The sequence below is a fragment of the Pseudomonas sp. OTU5201 genome, from assembly GCF_038440135.1.
GTDB lineage: Bacteria > Pseudomonadota > Gammaproteobacteria > Pseudomonadales > Pseudomonadaceae > Metapseudomonas > Metapseudomonas resinovorans.
Window position 1 is genome coordinate 83,195 of sequence record NZ_JASATC010000009.1, and the last position, 21,937, is coordinate 105,131.

Below are 21,937 nucleotides of genomic sequence, written 5' to 3' on the forward strand. Positions count from 1 at the left end.
TATCCCGTTAAATCTTCAGTTCTTGGGGCTGCTGAGCGGTGTGCGGGTGAACAGCACCCTTGTACACCTTCAGCTTGCGATACATGTCGCGACCCAGCGGGTTCTTCGGCAGCATGCCTTTCACCGCGGTCTCGATCACGCGCTCAGGGGCTTTGGCAATCAACTTCTCGAAGTTGATTTCCTTGATGCCGCCCGGGAAACCGGAGTGCGAGTAGTACATCTTGTCGGTAGTCTTGGCACCGGTAACACGAACCTGCTCGGCATTGATCACGACGATGTAGTCGCCGGTATCAACGTGAGGGGTGTACTCCGGCTTGTGCTTGCCACGCAGACGGCTGGCAATTTCGGTGGCCAGACGACCCAGGGTCTGACCTGCAGCGTCGACGACGTACCAGTCGCGCTTAACAGTTTCCGGTTTTGCAGTAAAAGTCTTCATTCGCTATAGCCTCAGGGGCCGCCCTGAAAATAAGACGGCGGATCTTACTGAATAGTGCTCGCCCTGACAAGGTCAGAGACAGCCGGAAACAGACGCTATCGGGGGCTCGGGTCAGCGCGTCCGCTACGGCATAGGGTTTTCGGCAGGCTAGGCATCCCCGCCTTCCTTCTCTGCAGGCTAGGCATCCCCGCAAAGAAAGCCGCGAAATTATGCCGATTGCAGGAAAAATTTCAACCTGATTTCATTCAACCTTTATGAAAACGCTGGAGGCAGCGATGGAATACCGCCAACTCGGCCGCACTGACCTCAAGGTCAGCAGCCTATGCCTGGGCACTATGACCTGGGGTGAGCAGAACACAGAGTCAGAAGCCTTCGCTCAGATCGAGCGCGCCAAGTCGTATGGCATCAACTTCATGGACACGGCGGAGATGTACCCCGTACCGCCGCGTGCCGAAACCTACAGCGCCACCGAAACCATCATCGGTAACTGGTTCGCCAAGCGCGGCGACCGTGCGGAGTGGGTCCTGGCAAGCAAGGTAGCCGGCCCCGGCAACGGCATCAGCCATATCCGCGACGGCAACCTGAAGCACAACCGCCAGCACATCACCGCCGCACTGGACGCCAGCCTGAAGCGCCTGCGTACCGACTGGATCGACCTCTATCAGTTGCACTGGCCCGAACGCAGCACCAACTTCTTCGGTCAGCTCGGCTATCAGCACAAAGAGGACGACTTCACCCCGCTGCAGGAAACCCTGGAAGTGCTGAGCGAGCAGGTCAAGGCTGGCAAGATTCGCCATATCGGCCTGTCCAACGAAACACCCTGGGGCACCATGAAGTTCCTCCAGCTCGCCGACCAGCTCGGGCTGCCGCGCGCCGCGTCCATTCAGAACCCCTACAACCTGCTCAACCGCAGCTTCGAAGTGGGCCTGGCGGAAGTGGCGATTCGCGAGCAGTGCGGGCTGCTGGCGTATTCACCAATGGCCTTCGGCATGCTGTCCGGCAAGTACGAGAACAGGGCGCGCCCGGCCAATGCGCGGATCACGCTCTTCAGCCGCTTCACTCGCTACACCAACCCGCAGTCCCAGGCGGCTTGCTCGTGCTACGTGCAACTGGCTCGCGAACACGGACTGGATCCAGCGCAAATGGCCCTGGCATTCGTCACAGCCCAGCCTTTCGTGACCAGCAATATCATTGGCGCCACCTCGCTGGAACAGCTGGAAGCGAACCTGCACAGCAGCGAGCTGAAACTGTCCGAAGCCGTGCTGGAGGGCATTGCCGCCATCCATAAAGGCCAGCCAAACCCAGCCCCCTGAAAACGCAGAAGCCCGGCACGTGCCGGGCTCCTCGTATCCACCGCCGCCTTACACCAGGGATCGGGCAATGATTTCCTTCATGATTTCGTTGGTGCCGGCGTAAATCCGCTGCACGCGCGCGTCCGCCCAGGCCCGCGCTACCGCGTATTCCCACATGAAACCGTAGCCGCCGTGCAACTGCACGCACTCGTCCAGCACTTTGCACTGCAGGTCGGTTCCCCAGTACTTGAGCATCGCCGCGGTGGGCACATCCAGCTTGCCATCCAGATGCAACTCCAGGCACCGATCGACGAATACACGACCGACCTGGATTTCAGTGGCCATCTCGGCCAGCTTGAAGCGGGTATTCTGGAACTCTGCGATGGATTTGCCGAAGGCCTTGCGCTCACGGGTGTAGTCCAGGGTCCAGTTCAGCGCCGCTTCCGCCGAGGCCAGTGCGCCGATGCCCACGGTCAGACGCTCCTGGGGCAGCTCCTGCATCAGATAAGCGAACCCCATACCGGCTTGACCCAGCAGGTTCTCCTTTGGCACACGGACGTCCTGGAAGAACAGCTCGGCAGTGTCCTGGGCCTTCATGCCGACCTTCTCCAGGCGCTTGCCCTTCGCGAAGCCGGGGGTACCCGCTTCGACCAGGAACAGGCTGGTGCCCTTGGCGCCCGCCTTGGGGTCGGTCTTGGCCACCACAATCACCAGGTCGGCAAGAATGCCGTTAGTGATAAAGGTCTTGGAGCCATTGATAACATAGTCGTCGCCATCCAGTACCGCAGTGGTCTTCACTCCTTGGAGGTCCGAGCCAGCGCCAGGCTCGGTCATGGCGATGGCAGTCACCATTTCACCGCTGACCAGCTTGGGCAGGTACTTCTTCTTCTGCGCCTCGGAGCCGTAATGCAGGATGTAGGGTGCAACGATATCGGAATGCAGCGAGAAGCCGATGCCGGTCAGCCCCAGGCGGCCGATCTCCTCAATCACCACCGCGCTGTACAGGAAGTCGGCAGCCATGCCGCCATACTCCTCCGGAATGTGCGAGCAGAGCATGCCGGCCTCACCCGCCTTGTTCCACAGGGTGCGATCGATGTGGCCGTCTTTCTCCCACTGATGGTGATAGGGCACCGCCTCCTGTTCGAGGAACTTGCGCACGCTGTCGCGGAAGAGTTCGTGGTCAGAGCTGAACAGGGTTCTCGGGATCATGGCATCACCTTGGAATGACACTGTGGTCATGTGGGTTCGGAGGCCACCGACTCTAGGTCAGTCCCCTCCCCCGCCACACTGGACACTTAGGACAAAAAATAAGACGATCCAGCCGGAGAATGACCGCTTTCCCCTAATAAGAACAACACCATGAGTAATTCGCAGTCCCCTAACCTTCGGCAGGTCAGCATCCTGGCCATCGATGGTGTCTTCGCCTCCACCTTGATGCAGGCCAAGGACTTCTTCCACATGGCCAGCCTGCGCTTCGGCAAACTGCAGGGCAAGGGCCTCACCCCCGCGTTCCAGATCCACTTGGTCAGCCCTGATGGCCGGCCAGCGGATAGCTTCAGTGAAGTACAACTTCCGGTAGACGGGCCTCTGGACGACGCGGAAATCATCATCATCCCAGCCTTCTGGGGCGACTTCGACGCCCTGCTCGCGCGTTATCCACAGGTCTGCGGTTGGCTGCGAGAACGCCATGCCGCCGGTAGTGCAATCTGCGGCGAGGCCACCGGGGTATTCTGGATGGCCCAGGCCGGCCTGCTGGACGGCAAGGAGGCAACGACCTACTGGCGCTTCTTCGGAGAGTTCGCCGAGCGCTTCCCCAAGGTTCTGCTGAACCAGGACAAGCACCTCTCCGACGCTGACAACCTCTACTGCGCGGGTGGTGTCACCTCGGCCTGCGACCTCTACATCTACCTGATCGAACGCTTCTGCGGCGCCGGCATCGCCCAGGCGGTCGCCCGCGACATCCTCTACGAAGTACAGCGCAGCTACACCCCGGGCCGCATCGGCTTCGGCGGGCAGAAGCTGCACCACGACATGACCATCCTGCAGATCCAGCAATGGCTGGAAGATCACTTCGCCGACAAGTTCCGTTTCGAGGATGTGGCCCGCGACCATGGCATGAGCATTCGCAACTTCATGCGGCGCTTCCAGGCGGCTACCGGCGACAAGCCCCTGCACTATCTGCAGCGGTTACGCATCGAAACGGCGAAAGGGCTGCTCTCGGCTACGCGCAAGAGCATCAAGACCATCAGTTACGAAGTGGGCTACGACGACGCCAGTTTCTTCGCCAGGCTGTTTCGCCAGCACACCCAGCTTTCTCCGAATCAGTACCGCCGTCAGTACCAGCAAAAAGGAGAATGACGCCGCCATTCCAAGGATAGGTTGGCCACCAGCGCCACCGCCCTATGATCGGCCCATGCCCGAACGGGATGCCCCGAACCCGCGCCAGCCTCGGCACGGGAGGACAACAACAAGAAAAGGTCCATCGCCATGCGCCGCTACCTGCTTGCCCTGCTAGCCGCCTGCAGCCTTACCGCTGCGGCGGACGACACCTGGAAACCCTTCCCCTATGACCAGTCCGCCTACGACTACTCCGGCGACAAGCTGCGTGAGGCCTGGCCGCGCCTGACTCGAGGGTTCGGCCCGAACTACCCCTACCCGGATGCCGACTGGGTGGTGACCATGGCCAGCAAGTACCCGAAGGCCCTGGAACTGACTGTGACTGGCAATACCGGCTTTACCGGCAAGCCCGAGGAAGCCGAGGCTTATGCAGCCAAGCTGCAGGACGTCTGGCGCCTGATGTTCCGGGGGGAATTCGCCAAAGCCAAGAAGCAGGGTCTGGCGCTGGGCGTCGGCGGCCAGGTGCCAGCCATGTTCGCCCAAGTGGTTTATGCCATGTTCCTGGTGCCCGATCAGACGGAGAAGCATCAACTGTTGGAAGAGGTGATCCGATACACCGACGAAGCCGGCGACCTGGTCAAGGCAGATGTGGTCGCCCAGTTCGGCCGGGCCTACGCCAAGGCCCGCTTGGGTGAAGAGCTGCCGGTACCGGTAGTGCTCAAGCGCGGCTATACCAGCCAGATTCCAGATGAGCTCGATGCCCTGCTGAAAACGCAACCACAGCAGCCTTTCGCTCTCGCCCTATATGGCGGCTACGAGGCTGGCGTGATCCGCAAGGTGGGCAAGCTGGTGGGCAAGATGACCTACGGGGTCAGCTCGGACAAGATGGAGCAGTACTTTGCCCGCTCCTTCAAAGCCACCGACGACCTGCCCATTGGCCACTACGAGTACGCCAACGCACTGGAATACGTGTACGGCGAGGACGAGGAAGCCAAGGCGCTGGAACACCTGAGGAAGGCGGTGGCAATCAAGCCGATCAACGCCATGGAAGCGCTGGAAGTCGCCCATGCGCAACGGCTGCTGAAACAGCAGGAGCAGAAGCTGGCGCAGAACTGAAATACCCAGGCGAAAATGAGAAAGGCTGCCTTCGGGCAGCCTTTTTCTTGCGCGTGTTCCTCAGGGCTTGTGCGGCCTGGAAAGGAACTCGTGGGACTGCATCTCGAGCAGGCGGCTGAGGGTACGCTGGAACTCGAAGTTCAGGCGGCCACCGGAATAAAGATCCTTCAGCTCCACTTCAGCGGAGATGATCAGCTTCACGTTGCGGTCGTAGAATTCGTCCACCAGGTTGATGAAGCGCCGCGCCATGTCGTCCTTGGCCACGCCCATCTGTTCGACGTTGGCAAGGATCACCGCGTGGAAGATCTTGCCCAGTTCGATGTAGTCGTTCTGGCTGCGCGGGCCATCGCAAAGCTCACGGAACTCGAACCAGGCGACGTCTTCGCAGACGCGCACGGTGCGGATTTCGCGATTCTCGATCATCAGGACTTCGTTTTCCTGAGCCATCGTGCAGTCCGGCAGCAGGCTCTTGAAGCTGCGACTCAGGCTGGCCTCGGCCTCGGTGTCCAGCGGGAAGTGGAACAATTCCGCCTGCTCGAGGGCGCGCAACCGATAGTCCACGCCACTGTCAACGTTGACGATATCGGTGTGCTCCTTGAGCAGCGCGATGGCAGGCAGGAACCGCGCCCGCTGCAGGCCGTCCTTGTAGAGGCCATCAGGGACAATGTTCGAGGTCGCCACCAGGCTGACGCCGTTCTTGAACAGCTCCTCGAGGAGCGTGGCCAGAATCATGGCGTCGGTGATATCGGAGACGAAGAACTCGTCGAAGCAGATCACTCGGGCTTCATCGGCGAAACGCTTGCCAATGATGGTCAGCGGGTTCTTTTCGCCCTTGAGGGTCTTCATCTCCTCATGAACGCGCTTCATGAAGCGGTGGAAGTGGGTACGCATCTTCTGCTTGAACGGAAGTGCATCGTAGAAGGTATCCACCAGGTAGGTCTTACCGCGACCCACTCCACCCCAGAAGTACAGGCCCTTCACCGGGCCCTGTCGCTTCTTGCCGAACAGGCCACCCAGCAGGCCGGGCTTGCTGCGCCCGTCGGCGATCAGGTCGTCATACAGCCGCTGCAAGTGGCGAACAGCCGTTTCCTGCGCAGCATCGTGGAAGAAATCCGGCCGTTTGAGATCGGCCTGGTAGCGCTCGAGGGGGGTCATGATCGGTAGCAAGGCAACGAAAAACGGGGCGAGTACTTTAGAGCCTGCCCCGTGGATTGGCAATTGGCCGGCAAAGCCGGCCGCTGGAAAGGCCGTTATTCCTGGGACGCGAGAGCCGCATAGAGGCGCTGGATAGCTGCATCGCAGGCCGCTGCGTCGGCAAAAGCCGGGCTGGAAGCCACCTGCTCGTCATCCAGCCAGATACCGAAGGCTTCGCCTTCAACACGCAGGTCCAGTTCATCGCTTGACTGCAGGCGCTTGCTGACCTGGCCGGCGGTCTTGCCGTCGGCGAAGGAGCGAGACAGCAGCAGTTGCTCCCCATCGGCATCCAGCAGACGGAAACGGAAGCTGCCGTCCTCGTCGCGGAAACTCACGAAGCGCGCGCTCTTGGCCGCTTTCTTCTTCGTCTCGCCACCAGCTTGTACGTTGGTGCGGAACGATCGCAAGCCGACAGCCTCGCGCAGCTCGTTGAGGAAGGGTGTGGCGATCTTGCGGGCCTTGGCAGCGCCGGCCAGAAGGATGTCCTCCAGATCGGACGGTCGCTCGATCAGTGCATGGTAGTGCTCGCGCGCCTCGCCCAGTTCGTTGTCGAGCAACTGGAACAGACGCTGCTTGGCTTCACCCCAGGCCAGGCCAGCCAGCAGGTCAGCACGGAACTCGGCGAGCTGCGCCGAGGTGGCGAAGGCCTGGTAGAGGGTGAAAAGGTGGGAGTTGTCCGGGTCTTTCGGCTCGCCGGGGGCGCGGGAGTCGGTGACGATGCGCGCGATGGCGTCCTTCAGCTGCTTGGCGCTACCAAACAGTGGAATCGTGTTGTCGTAGCTCTTGGACATCTTGCGGCCGTCGAGGCCGGGCAAGGTCGCTACCTCTTCCTCGATCACTGCTTCCGGCAGGGTGAAGTACTCGCGACCGGCACCAAACAGGTGGTTGAAGCGCTGGCCGATGTCGCGGGCCATCTCCACATGCTGGATCTGGTCGCGGCCAACCGGCACTTTGTGTGCGTTGAACATCAGAATGTCCGCGGCCATCAGCACGGGGTAGCTGTACAGGCCCATGGTGACGCCGGCATCAGGGTCCTCGCCGTTCTCCAGGTTCTTGTCCACGGAAGCCTTGTAAGCGTGCGCCCGATTGAGCAGCCCCTTGGCGCTGACGCAAGTCAGCAGCCAAGTGAGCTCGGGGATCTCGGGAATGTCAGACTGGCGGTAGAAGGTCGCTTTATTGGTATCCAGGCCACAGGCCAGCCAGGTGGCGGCGATTTCCAGGCGCGAACGCTGGATGCGGACCGGATCGTCGCACTTGATCAGGGCATGGTAGTCGGCCAGGAAGTAGAAGGAATCGACGTCGCTGGCGCGACTGGCAACGATGGCCGGGCGGATGGCGCCTGCGTAGTTGCCGAGGTGCGGGGTGCCGGTGGTGGTGATGCCGGTAAGGATACGAGTGGTCATGGTGTTCGCTTGTCAGACTTCGTTCGGAATCAGAGACGCGGCAGGACCAGATCCTTGAGATCGGTCAGCTTGCCGTGGAAGAAGTGCCCGCATTCTGCCACTTTCAGCAGCTCATGGGGGCGCGTGAGGCCAGCAGACCAGTCATACACCACTTGGGGCGGCACGACCTCATCGGCTTCAGGCTGGATCACTGTCACCTCGCCGCCTTCAGGCAGTGGGTTATCCGCCGTCAGGCGCATGACCGCCGGTGCCACCATGAACAGGCGTGGAACCAAGATACCCTGACGCTCGAGGCGACCGGCAAGGCTGGCAGCAACGAAGCCACCAAAGGAGAAGCCGAACAGGGTCAGAGGCAACTCCGGTCGCTGGGTGTGGAACCAGTGGGCGACGGCTTCGGCGTCGTCCACCTCGCCAGTGCCCATGTCATGACTACCGGTACTGGCGCCGACGCCTCGATAGTTGAAGCGCAATGTGCTGTATCCCGCGTCACGGGCGGTGCGTTGCAGGGTGGAAACCACCTTGTTGAGCATGGTGCCGCCTTGCATCGGATTGGGATGACAGATTAGCGCCAGGCCCTTGGCCTCGGGTAAATCAAGATGCAGCGCCTCGATCTGGCCACAGGGGCCATCGAGCAGGAGAGGGTTTTCGCGGCTCAACTAGGGAAACTCCGTGACCCCGTGACGGGTCGACTCGTCTTGGATTAGCACAACAGGGCTTGCGTCGCGGTATACAGCGCGGATTCGAGCCGTTAACGTAAAGCAAAGCCGTTTATAGAGGAAGGACTCGTGGAACAGTCGCTCACCGTCTGGTTGTTACCAGCCTTCGCCCTGCTCGCCGGTATCGGCATCGGATTCCTGATCGCCCGCCTGGTGCCCAATGCCGCTCCGAGCCGGACGCAGCGCCAGCTGGATGATCTGCAGGAACGTTTCGATACCTACCAGAGTGAGGTGGTCACTCACTTCAACACCACCGCCAGCCTGGTGAAAAAACTCACCCAGAGCTACCAGGAAGTGCAGGAGCATCTGTCCGAGGGCGCTAGCCGCCTGGCCCTGGATGAGCTGACTCGCCAACGCTTACTGGCCGCACTACACGCCGATGAGGCTGCCAGTCCGCGAGAGCGCCTGACACCACCGAAGAGCAATGAAGCGCCCAAAGACTATGCGCCCAAAGCCCCGGACGCCCCTGGCACCCTGGACGAGACATTCGGCCTGAAAGGCAAGTACTGATTCCGACAGGTCTGGACCTCCGATCGGCCAGCCGATCCAGAGGCCAACAAAAAGCCCCGCAATGCGGGGCTTTTTGTTGTTCGGTCGCTTAGATCGCACCGCGAGAGCGGAGCAACTCCAGGACTTGCTTGACGCCCTCTTCTACCGTGACGGACTGGGTGTCGATCACCAGATCGGCATCCAGCGGCACGTCGTAGGGGAAGGACTCTCCCGGGATATTGTCCTGACCAGCAGCGTAGAGGCCTTGCGGGTCACGCTCGCGGCACGCCAGAGGCGAAGCCTGGACGTAGACGGTGATCAGCCGCTCGGCGCCGATCAGCGCCTTGGCCTGCTCGCGACCTTCGGCGTCCGGCGCAACGAAGGCAGCCAAAGTGAGCAGGCCGGCTTCGTTGAACTGACGCGCAACGTGAGCGGCACGTCGCCAGTTCTCGGTACGACCGGCGCGATCCTGCGGCAAACCCTTGTTCAGGTCATGACGCAGGTTCTGGCCATCCAGCACGTAGACGGCCCGCCCCATGTCGAAGAGCTTGCGCTCCACGGCGTAGGCCAAGGTGCTCTTTCCTGCGCCTGAGAGGCCGCTGAACAGCACGGTAGCCGGTTGCTGGCCGAAGCGCGCGGCACGCTCCTCGGGGGATACGTGGGCCTGCCGGCCGTGGTGGCCGTCGACGTTACGCCCGGCCTGCGGGTCGGCGATGATCATGCCGGCGCCGACGGTGCCATTGGTCAGGCGGTCGATGACGATGAAGGCGCCAGTGGTGCGGTTCTGCTCATACCCGTCGAGAGCGATGGGCGCATCCAGGCTGACCTTGACCTTGGCGATCTCGTTCAGCTGCAGGCTGCTGCCGGCGGTTTCCTCGAGGGTGTTCACATCCACCTTGTGGGTGACGCTCGGGATGGAACCCGGCACATAGCTGGTGGCGCGCTTGATGTCGTATTTCTTGCCCGGAAGCATCGGCTCCTCGGACATCCACACCAGCATGGCGTCGAAGCTGTCGGTGATCTGCGGACTGTTGTCGGCATGCACCAGCATGTCGCCGCGGGAGACGTCGATCTCGTCTTCAAGGGTCAGGGTGACGGCCTGGCCGGGGCCGGCCTGCTCCAACTCGCCCTCGAAAGTGACGATGGACTTGACCCGGCTGCCCTTGCCCGACGGCAGGGCCACCACGTCGTCGCCCTTGCGCACTATGCCGCTCGCCAGGGTGCCGGCGAAACCGCGGAAGTTGAGGTTCGGGCGGTTCACGTACTGCACTGGGAAGCGCATGTCGGAGACGTTGCGGTCGCCGGCGATTTCCACGGTTTCAAGGATTTCCATCAGCGACTGCCCGGTGTACCAGGGCGAGCGTTCACTCTTGTTCACCACGTTGTCGCCCTTCAGGGCCGACATCGGCACGAAGTGGATCGATGTGGGGTTGAGCTTGATGCGCTCGGCGAACTGCAGGTAGTCGGCCTTGATCGCCTCGAAGACGCCTTGGTCGAAGTCTTTCAGGTCCATCTTGTTGATGGCGACGACGATATGCTTGATACCCAGCAAGGAGGCGATGTAGCTGTGCCGGCGGGTCTGGGTCTGCACACCGTAGCGGGCGTCAACCAGGATAATGGCAAGGTCGCAGGTGGAGGCGCCGGTCGCCATATTGCGGGTGTACTGCTCATGGCCGGGGGTATCGGCAATGATGAACTTGCGCTTGGCGGTACTGAAGTAACGGTACGCCACGTCAATGGTGATGCCCTGCTCGCGCTCGGCCTGCAGGCCGTCGACCAGCAGCGCCAGGTCAACGTCGTCACCGGTGGTGCCGACTTTCTTCGAATCACGGGTGATGGCTTCCAGATGGTCTTCGTAGATCATCTTGGAGTCGTGCAGCAGGCGCCCGATCAGGGTGCTCTTGCCGTCATCGACGTTGCCGCAAGTGAGGAAGCGCAGCAGTTCCTTGCGTTCGTGCTGGGCCAGGTAGGCGAGGATGTCCTCGCTGATCAGATCGGATTGGTGGCTCATGATGCGGAATCCTTAGAAATAGCCCTGACGTTTCTTCTCTTCCATCGAGCCGGCGGCGTCGTGGTCGATGACCCGTCCCTGGCGTTCGGAAGTGCGGGTCAGGAGCATTTCCTGGATGATTTCCGGCAACGTGGTCGCCGTGGACTCCACCGCGCCAGTCAGCGGGTAGCAGCCCAAGGTGCGGAAACGCACCATGCGCTTCTCGATTCGCGCTTTCTCTTCGTCGGAGAGATGCTCGAGGATACGCTCGTCGTCGATCATGATCAGCGTGCCGTTCTTCTCGATGACTTCACGCTCGGCGGCGAAGTACAGCGGAACGATCGGAATCTGTTCCAGGTAGATGTACTGCCAGATGTCCAGCTCAGTCCAGTTGGACAGCGGGAAGACGCGAATCGACTCGCCCTTCTTCACCTTGCCGTTGTAGACGTTCCAGAGTTCGGGGCGCTGGTTTTTCGGATCCCAGCGATGCTTGCTGTCGCGGAAGGAGTAGACGCGCTCCTTGGCGCGAGACTTCTCCTCGTCGCGGCGAGCGCCGCCGAATGCCGCATCGAAGCCGTACTTGTCGAGTGCCTGCTTCAGACCCTCGGTCTTCATCACGTCAGTGTGCTTTGCACTGCCATGGGTGAAGGGGTTGATGCCCTGGGCTACGCCTTCCGGGTTGACGTGGGTGATCAGGTCCAGGCCCATCTCGGCGACCATCTTGTCGCGGAAGCGGTACATCTCCTGGAACTTCCACCGGGTGTCGACATGCATGACCGGGAACGGCAGCTTGCCGGGGAAGAACGCCTTGCGCGCGAGGTGCAGCATGACGGCGGAGTCTTTACCGATGGAGTAGAGCATCACCGGGTTGTCGAATTCGGCGGCCACTTCACGAATGATGTGGATGCTCTCCGCCTCCAGCTGTTTCAGGTGCGTCAGTTTATCGAGCATGGCTACTCACGAAGGTCTTTCTGATACGACGGCCGGCGGGCCGTGGACGAGCGGGCACTCTAACACAGCCCCTCCCTTCTATTGAGGGGCCTGTTTAGAACGAAACAATCTAGCGATATGCCCACCGGGCAGATGCCGCGCAGCGCCCTCAAACGGGATTCGGGCAATCGATAAAGAGATGTTCCAGGGCGAAACGCCGCGCCAGATAGTCGCCCAGCGCCTGCACGCCGTAGCGCTCGGTCGCATGATGGCCGGCGGCGATGAAGCTGATACCGTTTTCCCGTGCACTATGGAAGGTCTGCTCAGAGGCTTCGCCAGTCAGATAGAGATCGACGCCCGCTGCTATCGCGGTATCGATGTAGCCCTGGCCGCCACCAGTGCACCAGCCGACCCGACTGATCATCCGGTCGCCCTCAACCAGCAGCGGCTCACGCCCCAGGACCTCGTGCACACGACGAGCGAAGTCGATGGCAGTCATGGGCTCGACCAAGGAACCGATCAGGCCAACAGTACGCGGATTATCCGGTTCAAGCGGGCCCTCAACGATGATGTCCAACTGGCACGCGAGCTGAACGTTGTTGCCCACCTCGGCATGCAGATCCAGTGGCAGGTGATAGGCCAACAGGCTGATGTCGTTGGCCAGTAGGGTCTTCAGACGACGCTGCTTCATGCCGACCACGCATGGATTTTCACCCTTCCAGAAGTAACCGTGGTGAACCAGCACCACATCCGCCTCGGCCTCCACCGCGGCGTCCAGCAGGGCCTGGCTGGCGGTGACGCCGGTGACGATCCGACTGACCTGGGGACGCCCCTCGACCTGCAGGCCGTTGGGGCAGTAATCCTGGATGCGCGAGGCGTTCAGGTAGCGCTCCGCTTCTTCCACCAGAGTGTTCAAGGCAATGGCCATGGCGTTCCTCACAAGCTGTTGCGGACGGCTCGTTTTTAACGGGCGCCCTCGTATAATGGCGCCACCTTAAGGGGCACCCCTGCCCCTCGCAACCCTCAGGATTCTCCCTCGATGCTCAAGGCCCTGCGATATCTCGGCTGGCCCCTGATTGTCGGCGTGCTCGTGGCACTGCTGATCATCCAGCAATACCCTGAATGGGTCGGTCTGCCTCGCCAGGAAGTGCATCTGCAGGAAGCACCCAAGTTCAACTTCACCCGCCAAGGTCCTGACTCCTATGCGGACGCGGTCACCAGCGCCTCGCCGGCAGTAGCCAACCTCTACACCACCAAGATGGTGAGCAAGCCCGCCCACCCGCTGTTCGAGGACCCGCAGTTCCGCCGCTTTTTCGGCGACAACCTGCCGCGTCAACGGCGCATGGAGTCCAGCCTGGGTTCAGCGGTGATCATGAGCCCCGAAGGCTACCTGTTGACCAACAACCACGTAACCGCCGGCGCCGACCAGATCGTGGTAGCCCTCAAGGACGGCCGTGAGACCCTGGCACGCCTGGTGGGCAGCGACCCGGAAACGGACCTGGCGGTGCTGAAGATCGACCTCAAGGACTTGCCACCCATCACTCTCGGCCGCTCGGACAACATCCGCATCGGCGATGTCGCCCTGGCCATCGGCAACCCCTTCGGTGTCGGCCAGACCGTGACCATGGGCATTATCAGCGCCACCGGCCGCAACCAGCTCGGCCTGAACACCTACGAAGACTTCATCCAGACCGATGCCGCAATCAACCCCGGCAACTCCGGCGGCGCGCTAGTGGACGCCAACGGCAACTTGATCGGCATCAACACCGCGATCTTTTCCAAGTCCGGCGGCTCCCAGGGCATCGGCTTCGCCATCCCCACCAAGCTGGCACTGGAGGTGATGAAGGCGATCATCGAGCACGGTTCGGTGATTCGCGGCTGGCTTGGGATCGAGGTTCAGCCGCTGACCCCAGAGCTGGCCGAGTCCTTTGGCCTGGAAGGTCGACCCGGTATCGTCGTCGCCGGCATCTACCGCGACAGCCCGGCGCAACGCGCGGCACTGCAGCCCGGCGACATCATCCTGAGTATCGAGGGCGAACCCGCAGGCGACGGCCGTCGCTCGATGAACCAGGTAGCCCGCGCCCGCCCGGGAGAGAAGGTCAGCATCCAGGTCATGCGCAACGGCAAGGAGCTGGAGCTGATCGCCGAAGTCGGCGTTCGTCCACCACCCAGCAGCAACGGCGGAAACTGACCCCACAATAACGGCGCCTTCGGGCGCCGTTTTAGTTTCTGCAATCGAGCACACGCATCCTCCAACACTGGACAAGAACAATTCCTATCTTGCAGAATGTTATGTTATTACATTTATAGCGAGATCATCCGATGCCCTCCCGCCACCTTGCACCTGCCACAGGACTGGTCTTGAGCCTCCTTGGCGAAGCCGCAGCGGCCGACCCCGCCCTCCCACTGCTGCTTGACGACATACAGATAGAAAGCCATAGCCATGAAAGTGCCGACGGCCCGGTGCAGGGTTACCGCGCCACTCGCTCGGCCAGTGCCACCCGCACCGATACCGATATCCGCGACATTCCCCAGGCCGTCAGCGTGGTTCCGGCGCAGGTACTGGACGATCTCGGCAGCACTCGCCTCGACCGCGCCCTGGATTTCGCTGGCGGCGTGTCGCGACAGAACAACTTTGGCGGACTGACCTTCCTCTCCTACAGCATTCGCGGCTTCACTACCGGCGAGCTGTACAAGAACGGCTTCGCCATCAACCGTGGCAGTTATAGCTCGCCCGACAGTTCTGGGATCGAGCGCATCGAAGTGCTCAAGGGCCCCGCCGCAAGCCTCTATGGCCGTGGTGATCCAGGCGGCACCGTGAATATCGTGACCAAGAAGCCCCAGACCGAAGCGTTTTCCCGCTTCAAGGCCAGCGCCGGTAGCTGGGACCGCTATCGCACGAGTCTGGACGTCAACGCACCGCTCGACGATAGCGCGCGGTTGCTCTCGCGCATCAACCTGGCCACTGAGGACAACGGCAGCTTCCGCGACCACGTCGGCAACCAGCGCCTGGTGATCAGCCCGTCGTTAAGCTGGCAACTGAGCCCTGACACTCGCCTGCTGCTGGAAACCGAATTCGTGCAGCACGACTCGGTGTTCGATCGTGGCCTCCCGGCGGTAAACGGCGAGCTGGGCTCGGTGAAGCGCTCCACTTTCCTGGGCGAGCCCAACGACGGCGATATCCGCAACCGCAACCAGATGCTCCAAGCCAGCCTTGAGCACAATCTCAATGACAGCTGGAAGCTGCGCGTGGCCAACCACTACGCCCAGGGCCACCTGCATGGCGACGCCTCGGAGAGCTCACGACTGATCGGCAACGAAGTCAGCCGCTTCTACCGCCAGCGCAATTTCGAGTGGAACGACAGCATCACCCAGCTGGAGCTGCACGGCCATGTCGAAACCGGCGACTGGCTTCACCAGCCTCTCTTCGGCCTGGAGGTCGAGAACTACCGTAGCAGCCAGAAATACCCGCAAAGCCTCGCTTCGCTCGAATACGGTCAGGACATCTACAACCCGGTCTATGGCAAACCCAAGCCAGCGCTGACCAACCCCAACGACTTCTTCGAGCAAGTGGAAAGCCATGCCCTGAACCTGCAAGACCAGATCGACTTCGGAGGCAACTGGAAGGGGCTGATCGGCGCACGCTTCGAGCACTTTGAGCAGACCGCACTGAACCGCGCCACCGCCGTGCGCAACGCCCAGGACAAAGACAATCTGACCCTGCGCAGCGGGCTGCTCTATCAATTGGCGCCGGAGCTCGGTCTGTTCGCCAACGCCGCGACCTCCGTCAAGCCCAACACCATCAGCAGCCAGGGCACGGTGTTCGAGCCAGAGAAAGGGTTGGGCAAGGAAGCCGGCGTCAAGCTCAACCTTCTGGACGGCCGCCTCGGCGCCACAGTCGCCTTCTTCCACATCGACAAGGAAAACGTGCTCACTGCCGACCCGAGCAATCCCTCGCAGAATATTGCCGCCGGACGTGCGCGCAGCCAGGGCCTGGACCTGCAGGTCAGCGGCCAACTGAACGAAGCAGTACGGGTTATCGGCGCCTATGCCTACATCGACGCCGAAATCACCAAGGACAACGTACTCCCCGAAGGCAGCCGACTGCTTGGCGTTCCCGAGCACAGCGGCAGCCTGCTGGCGGTCTACGAGTTCCAGGGCGGCAACCTGCGCGGATCGGATGTGGGCGCCGCTTTCAACTATGTCGGCGACCGATCCGGCCAGGCCGGCAGCCAGTTCGAGCTGCCCGCCTACACAACCTTCGACCTGCTCGCCCACTACAAGGCAAGCGAACGGGTAAGCCTCGGCGTGAACCTCAACAACCTCTTCGACCGCAAGTACTACGAACGCTCCTACAACAGCGTCTGGGTCATGCCTGGAGAGCCCCGCAACCTCAACTTCAACCTCACCCTCGACCTCTGAAAAGGCCCCCCATGCGACTGGACAAATGCTTACTCGTCACGCCCCTCATTGCCGCCCTCTTCGCCAGCAGCGTCCAGGCCCACGGCCTTTGGACCGAGCAACGTCGTGGCAACATCGAAGTGATCTATGGCCACGGTGCCGAGGACGACGCTTTCAAGGCGGATAAAGTCAGCGGCGCCTGGGCCTTCGATGGCCAGGGCAGAATGATTCCGGTAACGGTGGAACGACTGGCCGACCACGCCCGCCTCAAACCCTTGAAGGTCCCCGCGACCCTGGCAGTCGCCCTGGATAACGGCCCCTGGTCGCAGACTGCCGACAAGCAATGGATCAACCAGGGCCAGCGCCAGGTGCCCGACGCTATTGCCTCCATTCATACCTGGAAGTACAGCCTCGCCTTCTATCAGCCCGGCGCCCGACTGCCGGAGCTCCAGCGCATGCGCCTGGCGATCGTGCCTGAGGTCGACCCGCTGGAAGTCGGTCCGGGCAAACCGCTATCGGTGAGAGTCCTGCTCGATGGCAAACCCGCCGCCGGTGTCGAACTGATCGGCGACTATCGTGGTGAGCCCGACGCCATCAGTGCGAAAACCGATGCCGAGGGCCGCGCCAAGGTATTAGTGCGCAACGCCGGGCTGAACATCATCGCCACCCAGGTCACCCTCAATACGCCGAACGATCCGAACGTGAAGCAACAGGGCCTTTTCAGCTCACTGACGTTCCTCGGTGCGCCACACCACGAATAATGGCCCAAGAAAAAGCCGAGTGCGGAATTCCACACTCGGCTTTTTCTTTCGATCGCAGAAGGCTTAAAGCGTATTCAGAGCGTCCAGCAGTGTCTGGTTCTGCTCCGGCGTGCCGATGGTGATCCGCAGGAATTGGGCAATGCGTTCCTGCTTGAAGTGGCGAACGATCACGCCCTGCTCGCGCAGCCCTGCGGCGATGCCGGCAGCATCCTTCTGCGGGTGACGCGCAAAGACGAAATTGGCAGCCGACGGTAGTACGTCGAAGCCCAGCTTGCCCAGCTCGGCCACCAGGTGCTCACGGCTGTCGATTACCTTGCGGCAGGTATCCTCGAAGTAGGCCCTGTCTTCGAAGGCGACCGCTGCCCCCGCGATGGCCATGCGATCCAGCGGGTAGGAGTTGAAGCTGTTCTTGATCCGCTCCAACGCCTCGATCAGGTCCGGATGCCCCACAGCCAGCCCCACCCGCAGCCCTGCCAGGGAGCGGGACTTGGATAGGGTCTGAGTCACCAGCAGGTTCGGGTAGCGATCCACCAGACTGATGGCGGTCTGGCCACCGAAGTCGATATAGGCCTCATCCACCAGCACCACCGTATCTGGATTGGCCTGGAGCAGACGCTCGATTGCCTCAAGCGCCAGCAGGCAACCGGTCGGGGCATTGGGGTTGGGGAAGACGATGCCGCCGTTGGGGCGCGCGTAATCCTCGACGCGGATCTGGAACTGCTCGTCCAGCGGCAACGCCTCGAACGGAATGCCGTAAAGGCCACAGTAGACCGGGTAGAAGCTGTAGCTCACGTCCGGGAACAGCAGCGGCTTGCCGTGCTGGAACAGACCGTGGAAGGCGTGGGCCAGGACCTCATCCGAACCGTTTCCGACGAACACCTGGCTAGGCTGCACACCATAGTAATCGGCCACCGCATGCTTCAGGCGATCGCTGTTCGGGTCCGGATACAGGCGCAGGTTGTCGCCAACCTCGGCCTGCATGGCCGCCACTGCCTTGGGTGACGGGCCATAGGGATTCTCGTTGGTGTTCAGCTTCACCAGCTTGGCCAGCTTGGGCTGCTCACCCGGTACGTAGGGCACCAGCTCCTTGACGAAGGGACTCCAGAACTTGCTCATGTTCACTCCCCCTGCTCTTTGTTAGGAGCAATTCGGTACTCAGCGCTGCGCGCGTGGGCGGTCAGCGACTCGCCACGGGCCAGTACGGACGCGGTCTTGCCCAGTTCGGACGCGCCGCCGGCCGAGCAGAAGATGATCGAAGAGCGCTTCTGGAAATCGTATACGCCGAGCGGCGAGGAGAAGCGCGCGGTGCCGGAAGTCGGCAGCACGTGGTTCGGGCCGGCACAGTAGTCACCCAGCGCTTCAGCGGTGTAGCGACCCATGAAGATGGCGCCAGCGTGGCGGATCTGCGGCAGCCAGGCCTGTGGATCGGCAACGGACAATTCCAGGTGCTCGGGAGCAATACGATTGGCCACCTGACAGGCCTGAGCCTGGTCGGTCACCTGGATCAGCGCACCACGGTTCTGCAACGAAGTACGGATGATCTCGGCACGTTCCATGGTCGGCAGCAGCTTGTCGATGCTGGCGGCCACCTTGTCGAGGAAAGCAGCGTCGGAGCTGACCAGGATGGCCTGTGCATCCTCGTCGTGCTCGGCCTGGGAGAACAGGTCCATGGCAATCCAGTCCGGATCGGTTCCCCCGTCGCAGACCACCAGGATTTCCGAGGGGCCCGCAATCATGTCGATACCCACCTGTCCGAACACATGGCGCTTGGCGGTGGCAACGTAGATGTTGCCCGGACCGACAATCTTGTCTACCTGGGGCACGCTCTCGGTACCGTAGGCCAACGCGGCTACGGCCTGGGCGCCACCAATGGTGAAAACGCGATCCACACCGGCCACACAAGCGGCAGCGAGGACGATTTCATTGATCTCGCCACGGGGGGTGGGCACCACCATCACCACCTCGGTGACGCCGGCAACCTTGGCAGGAATCGCGTTCATCAGCACGGACGACGGGTAGGACGCCTTGCCACCCGGCACGTACAGGCCTGCTCGATCCAGCGGGGTGACTTGCTGGCCCAGCACGGTGCCGTCGGCCTCGGTGTAGGTCCAGGATTCCTGCTTTTGTTTCTCGTGGTAGCTGCGCACGCGCTCGGCGGCGGTTTCCAGCGCCTTACGCTGCTCGGCAGTAATGCGCGTCAGTGCCAACTCCAGGCGCTCGCGCGGCAGAATCAGCTCGGCCATGGAGGACGCCTGAACGCCATCGAAACGCTGGGTGAACTCGACTACTGCGGCATCGCCACGCTCGCGCACGGCCTTGATGATGTCGAGGACACGCTGATTGACCGCTTCGTCGGATACGCTTTCCCAGCTCAGCAGATGATCCAGGTGTCGCGCAAAGTCCGGATCAGCGGCATTGAGTCGGCGGATAGCGATTGGAGCGGTCATAGCGGGCCTCATGAATGGCAATAGCTCGGGCGCCGCTAGAGTAGCAAGCCCACCGTGCGGGCACCCGAGAATATTGGCTATGACACGGATAGGCGCGTGCGGCGCAGGGCCGCACTCAAGGTGTCAGCTTGGGTGTCGAGACTCGACGGCATTGCGGAGCACTTCGATCAGTGCCTGAATGCGTGCGTGCTGCATCTTCATCGATGCCTTGTTGACGATCAGCCGCGAGCTGATGGTGGCGATCAGTTCCTGGGGCTCCAGGCCATTGGCGCGCAGGGTGTTACCGGTGTCGACCACGTCGATGATCTTGTCGGCCAGCCCCACAAGTGGCGCCAGTTCCATGGAGCCATACAGTTTGATTACGTCGACCTGACGGCCCTGTTCAGCGTAATAGCGCTTGGCGACGTTGACGAACTTGGTGGCTACACGCAGGCGACCTTTGGGCTCAGGTGCGCCAATCGCACCGGCGGTCATCAACTTGCAGCAGGCGATTCTGAGGTCCAGAGGCTCATAAAGGCCCTGGCCACCATACTCCATCAGCACATCCTTGCCGGCAACGCCGAGGTCGGCGGCGCCGTGCTCGACGTAGGTAGGCACGTCGGTGGCACGCACAATGAGCAAGCGCACATCGTCCTGAGTAGTAGGGATGATCAGCTTGCGGCTCTTGTCCGGATTCTCAGTGGGCACAATGCCGGCTTCGGCGAGCAACGGCAGGGTGTCGTCGAGAATGCGGCCCTTGGACAGTGCGATGGTGAGCATGAAACTGGATTTCCTTGGCTACGGCCCGTTCAGGGCCTGTTGCGCGGTCGCTACTGGCCGGCCCAGTTCAGGGCCGGCCGGTAACACGACCTAACCCGGCACGCGACGGATCTTGGCGCCGAGCAACTGCAGTTTTTCTTCGATGCACTCGTAACCGCGATCAATGTGGTAGATGCGGTCGATCAGAGTGTCACCCTCAGCAACCAGGCCGGCGATCACCAGGCTGGCGGAAGCACGAAGATCGGTGGCCATGACCGGTGCACCCTTGAGCTTCGGTACGCCGGTGACGATGGCGGTGTTGCCTTCGACCAGGATCTGAGCGCCCATGCGATTCATTTCGTAGACGTGCATGAAGCGGTTTTCGAACACCGTCTCGATCACCGCACCGGTGCCTTCAGCCACGGCGTTCATGGAGATGAACTGGGCCTGCATGTCGGTGGGGAACGCTGGATAAGGGGCAGTACGGACGTTAACCGCTTTCGGGCGGTTGCCTTTCATGTCCAGCTCGATCCAGTTGTTGCCTGTGTTGATGTGGGCACCCGCCTCTTCAAGCTTTTGCAGCACGGCTTCGAGGATGGTCGGATCGGTGTCCTTGAGCTTGACGCGGCCGCCAGTGGCGGCGGCAGCCACCAGGTAGGTACCGGTTTCGATACGGTCGGGCATTACGTTGTAGCGCGCGCCGCCCAGACGTTTGACGCCATCAATGGTGATGGTATCGGTACCAGCGCCCTGGATCTGAGCGCCCATGGCGATCAGGCAGTTGGCCAGGTCAACCACTTCCGGTTCACGAGCGGCGTTCTGCAGCACAGTACGACCGTTGGCCAGGGCAGCAGCCATCATGATGTTTTCGGTGCCGGTCACGCTGACGGTATCGAAGAAGAAATTGGCGCCGCGCAGGCCGCCGGCCGGGGCCTTGGCCTTGATGTAACCACCCTCGACATCGATCTTCGCCCCCATGGCCTCAAGACCACGGATGTGCAGGTCGACCGGCCGCGAACCAATGGCGCAGCCACCAGGCAGAGCCACTTCGGCCTCGCCGAAGCGGGCAACCATGGGGCCAAGCACCAGGATGGAAGCACGCATGGTCTTGACCAGCTCGTAGGGAGCGACCAAGGTCTTGATGCTGCTGGCGTCAACTTCTACGGCCAGCTTCTCGTCGATCACTGGCTGCACGCCCATACGACCGAAGAGCTCGATCATGGTGGTGATGTCGTGCAGGTGTGGCAGGTTGGCCACAGTGACCGGTGTGTCGGCCAGCAGGGTAGCGGCCAGGATCGGCAGCGCGGAGTTCTTTGCGCCGGAAATGCGGATCTCGCCATCGAGGCGTTGACCGCCGGTAATAATCAGTTTGTCCATAGTTCTCTCGGCAGCGGAGCTCAGGAGCGCTCGGCCCAGGCGGCCCGGCTGAAGAATTTCATGGTGACAGCATGGATGCTGCCGTCAGCAATCCAGGGATTCAGGTGGGCGTATACCTGCTGCTGACGCTTTACCGGGCTCAGGCCGGCCAGCTCATCGCTGATCAGGTTCAACTGGAAGTTGCAGCCTTCCCCTTCAACTTCCACCTGAGTACCTGGCAGTTTCGCCTCCAGGAGGCTTTTCACTTCTACGGCCTGCATGCTCAACCTCAATCGGCGCCCAACGCGCGCGGGTCGGCCATGATACAAAA

The 21,937-nt window shown here is 61.7% G+C and carries 20 protein-coding genes; 7 read left to right on the forward strand and 13 right to left on the reverse strand.

Annotation, left to right across the window (positions count from 1 at the left end):
* Positions 1-7 precede the first annotated feature (7 nt).
* Positions 8-436 carry a 50S ribosomal protein L13 gene (rplM, locus tag AAHM40_RS07950; RefSeq protein WP_016490991.1) on the reverse strand — a complete coding sequence of 143 codons (429 nt, stop codon included), beginning with the start codon at positions 434-436 and terminating at the stop codon, positions 8-10.
* A 275-nt stretch (positions 437-711) separates the two neighbouring features.
* Between rplM and AAHM40_RS07955 the strand changes: the two genes are divergently transcribed.
* Positions 712-1,749 (forward strand): NADP(H)-dependent aldo-keto reductase, encoded by a 1,038-nt coding sequence (locus AAHM40_RS07955; protein ID WP_342244158.1) that lies wholly within the window; start codon positions 712-714, stop codon positions 1,747-1,749.
* Positions 1,750-1,797: 48 nt separating this feature from the next.
* On the opposite strand, the gene AAHM40_RS07960 is transcribed toward AAHM40_RS07955, so the two are convergent.
* Entirely contained in the window at positions 1,798-2,937 is a 1,140-nt protein-coding gene (locus AAHM40_RS07960; RefSeq protein WP_342244159.1) for an acyl-CoA dehydrogenase family protein, read from the reverse strand.
* Between the two features lie 249 nt (positions 2,938-3,186).
* On the opposite strand from AAHM40_RS07960, the gene AAHM40_RS07965 reads away from it, so the two are divergent.
* A complete protein-coding gene (locus AAHM40_RS07965) occupies positions 3,187-4,086 on the forward strand; it encodes a GlxA family transcriptional regulator (protein WP_162144818.1) in 900 nt (299 codons plus the stop codon).
* A gap of 129 nt (positions 4,087-4,215) precedes the next feature.
* A complete protein-coding gene (locus tag AAHM40_RS07970; protein ID WP_342244160.1) occupies positions 4,216-5,181 on the forward strand; it encodes a hypothetical protein in 966 nt (321 codons plus the stop codon).
* A 60-nt stretch (positions 5,182-5,241) separates the two neighbouring features.
* On the opposite strand, the gene zapE is transcribed toward AAHM40_RS07970, so the two are convergent.
* The 3 genes from zapE to AAHM40_RS07985 form a co-directional block, all read right to left on the reverse strand.
* The gene (gene zapE / locus AAHM40_RS07975) at positions 5,242-6,336 is read right to left on the reverse strand and encodes a cell division protein ZapE (RefSeq protein WP_342244161.1); all 1,095 of its coding nucleotides are present in this window, start codon (positions 6,334-6,336) and stop codon (positions 5,242-5,244) included.
* A gap of 95 nt (positions 6,337-6,431) precedes the next feature.
* Positions 6,432-7,778, reverse strand: coding sequence for a tryptophan--tRNA ligase (locus AAHM40_RS07980; RefSeq protein ID WP_342244162.1), 1,347 nt, complete (start codon positions 7,776-7,778; stop codon positions 6,432-6,434).
* Positions 7,779-7,807: 29 nt separating this feature from the next.
* Positions 7,808-8,434, reverse strand: a complete 627-nt coding sequence (locus AAHM40_RS07985) for an alpha/beta hydrolase (RefSeq protein WP_342244163.1) — start codon at positions 8,432-8,434, stop codon at positions 7,808-7,810.
* Positions 8,435-8,563: 129 nt separating this feature from the next.
* Between AAHM40_RS07985 and AAHM40_RS07990 the strand changes: the two genes are divergently transcribed.
* Entirely contained in the window at positions 8,564-9,004 is a 441-nt protein-coding gene (locus tag AAHM40_RS07990) for a YhcB family protein (protein ID WP_028628476.1), read from the forward strand.
* A gap of 88 nt (positions 9,005-9,092) precedes the next feature.
* Here the strand turns inward: AAHM40_RS07990 and cysN are convergent, their stop codons facing one another.
* The 3 genes from cysN to AAHM40_RS08005 form a co-directional block, all read right to left on the reverse strand.
* A complete protein-coding gene (cysN, locus tag AAHM40_RS07995; RefSeq protein ID WP_342244164.1) occupies positions 9,093-10,994 on the reverse strand; it encodes a sulfate adenylyltransferase subunit CysN in 1,902 nt (633 codons plus the stop codon).
* Positions 10,995-11,006: 12 nt separating this feature from the next.
* Positions 11,007-11,924 (reverse strand): sulfate adenylyltransferase subunit CysD, encoded by a 918-nt coding sequence (cysD, locus tag AAHM40_RS08000; protein ID WP_028628478.1) that lies wholly within the window; start codon positions 11,922-11,924, stop codon positions 11,007-11,009.
* Positions 11,925-12,072: 148 nt separating this feature from the next.
* Positions 12,073-12,831 (reverse strand): Nif3-like dinuclear metal center hexameric protein, encoded by a 759-nt coding sequence (locus AAHM40_RS08005; RefSeq protein ID WP_342244165.1) that lies wholly within the window; start codon positions 12,829-12,831, stop codon positions 12,073-12,075.
* A 111-nt stretch (positions 12,832-12,942) separates the two neighbouring features.
* Between AAHM40_RS08005 and algW the strand changes: the two genes are divergently transcribed.
* The 3 genes from algW to AAHM40_RS08020 all read left to right on the forward strand — a co-directional run bounded on the left by algW (position 12,943) and on the right by AAHM40_RS08020 (position 17,065).
* A complete protein-coding gene (algW, locus tag AAHM40_RS08010) occupies positions 12,943-14,094 on the forward strand; it encodes a Do family serine endopeptidase AlgW (protein ID WP_342244166.1) in 1,152 nt (383 codons plus the stop codon).
* 131 nt (positions 14,095-14,225) lie between these two features.
* Complete coding sequence (locus tag AAHM40_RS08015) at positions 14,226-16,325, forward strand: TonB-dependent siderophore receptor (RefSeq protein ID WP_342244167.1); 2,100 nt, start codon at positions 14,226-14,228, stop codon at positions 16,323-16,325.
* 11 nt (positions 16,326-16,336) lie between these two features.
* A complete protein-coding gene (locus tag AAHM40_RS08020; RefSeq protein ID WP_342244168.1) occupies positions 16,337-17,065 on the forward strand; it encodes a DUF4198 domain-containing protein in 729 nt (242 codons plus the stop codon).
* 63 nt (positions 17,066-17,128) lie between these two features.
* On the opposite strand, the gene hisC is transcribed toward AAHM40_RS08020, so the two are convergent.
* The 5 genes from hisC to AAHM40_RS08045 form a co-directional block, all read right to left on the reverse strand.
* The gene (gene hisC, locus AAHM40_RS08025; RefSeq protein WP_342244169.1) at positions 17,129-18,181 is read right to left on the reverse strand and encodes a histidinol-phosphate transaminase; all 1,053 of its coding nucleotides are present in this window, start codon (positions 18,179-18,181) and stop codon (positions 17,129-17,131) included.
* A 2-nt stretch (positions 18,182-18,183) separates the two neighbouring features.
* Positions 18,184-19,512 carry a histidinol dehydrogenase gene (hisD, locus tag AAHM40_RS08030; RefSeq protein ID WP_342244170.1) on the reverse strand — a complete coding sequence of 443 codons (1,329 nt, stop codon included), beginning with the start codon at positions 19,510-19,512 and terminating at the stop codon, positions 18,184-18,186.
* 123 nt (positions 19,513-19,635) lie between these two features.
* Complete coding sequence (gene hisG / locus AAHM40_RS08035; RefSeq protein ID WP_028628483.1) at positions 19,636-20,271, reverse strand: ATP phosphoribosyltransferase; 636 nt, start codon at positions 20,269-20,271, stop codon at positions 19,636-19,638.
* A gap of 90 nt (positions 20,272-20,361) precedes the next feature.
* The gene (gene murA / locus AAHM40_RS08040) at positions 20,362-21,627 is read right to left on the reverse strand and encodes a UDP-N-acetylglucosamine 1-carboxyvinyltransferase (RefSeq protein ID WP_028628484.1); all 1,266 of its coding nucleotides are present in this window, start codon (positions 21,625-21,627) and stop codon (positions 20,362-20,364) included.
* Between the two features lie 20 nt (positions 21,628-21,647).
* A complete protein-coding gene (locus AAHM40_RS08045) occupies positions 21,648-21,887 on the reverse strand; it encodes a BolA family protein (RefSeq protein ID WP_028628485.1) in 240 nt (79 codons plus the stop codon).
* Positions 21,888-21,937: the final 50 nt, after the last annotated feature.

What these genes read in the sequence shown, in the direction of transcription:
- hisC (WP_342244169.1), bottom strand. Translation starts at nt 18,181, where the DNA reads ATGAGCAAGTTCTGGAGTCCCTTCGTCAAGGAGCTGGTGCCCTACGTA.
- AAHM40_RS07960 (WP_342244159.1), bottom strand. Translation starts at nt 2,937, where the DNA reads ATGATCCCGAGAACCCTGTTCAGCTCTGACCACGAACTCTTCCGCGAC.
- AAHM40_RS07970 (WP_342244160.1), top strand. Translation starts at nt 4,216, where the DNA reads ATGCGCCGCTACCTGCTTGCCCTGCTAGCCGCCTGCAGCCTTACCGCT.
- murA (WP_028628484.1), bottom strand. Translation starts at nt 21,627, where the DNA reads ATGGACAAACTGATTATTACCGGCGGTCAACGCCTCGATGGCGAGATC.
- zapE (WP_342244161.1), bottom strand. Translation starts at nt 6,336, where the DNA reads ATGACCCCCCTCGAGCGCTACCAGGCCGATCTCAAACGGCCGGATTTC.
- AAHM40_RS07955 (WP_342244158.1), top strand. Translation starts at nt 712, where the DNA reads ATGGAATACCGCCAACTCGGCCGCACTGACCTCAAGGTCAGCAGCCTA.
- AAHM40_RS08045 (WP_028628485.1), bottom strand. Translation starts at nt 21,887, where the DNA reads ATGCAGGCCGTAGAAGTGAAAAGCCTCCTGGAGGCGAAACTGCCAGGT.
- AAHM40_RS08015 (WP_342244167.1), top strand. Translation starts at nt 14,226, where the DNA reads ATGCCCTCCCGCCACCTTGCACCTGCCACAGGACTGGTCTTGAGCCTC.
- cysD (WP_028628478.1), bottom strand. Translation starts at nt 11,924, where the DNA reads ATGCTCGATAAACTGACGCACCTGAAACAGCTGGAGGCGGAGAGCATC.
- AAHM40_RS08005 (WP_342244165.1), bottom strand. Translation starts at nt 12,831, where the DNA reads ATGGCCATTGCCTTGAACACTCTGGTGGAAGAAGCGGAGCGCTACCTG.
- hisD (WP_342244170.1), bottom strand. Translation starts at nt 19,512, where the DNA reads ATGACCGCTCCAATCGCTATCCGCCGACTCAATGCCGCTGATCCGGAC.
- AAHM40_RS08020 (WP_342244168.1), top strand. Translation starts at nt 16,337, where the DNA reads ATGCGACTGGACAAATGCTTACTCGTCACGCCCCTCATTGCCGCCCTC.
- AAHM40_RS07965 (WP_162144818.1), top strand. Translation starts at nt 3,187, where the DNA reads ATGGCCAGCCTGCGCTTCGGCAAACTGCAGGGCAAGGGCCTCACCCCC.
- cysN (WP_342244164.1), bottom strand. Translation starts at nt 10,994, where the DNA reads ATGAGCCACCAATCCGATCTGATCAGCGAGGACATCCTCGCCTACCTG.
- AAHM40_RS07980 (WP_342244162.1), bottom strand. Translation starts at nt 7,778, where the DNA reads ATGACCACTCGTATCCTTACCGGCATCACCACCACCGGCACCCCGCAC.
- rplM (WP_016490991.1), bottom strand. Translation starts at nt 436, where the DNA reads ATGAAGACTTTTACTGCAAAACCGGAAACTGTTAAGCGCGACTGGTAC.
- hisG (WP_028628483.1), bottom strand. Translation starts at nt 20,271, where the DNA reads ATGCTCACCATCGCACTGTCCAAGGGCCGCATTCTCGACGACACCCTG.
- algW (WP_342244166.1), top strand. Translation starts at nt 12,943, where the DNA reads ATGCTCAAGGCCCTGCGATATCTCGGCTGGCCCCTGATTGTCGGCGTG.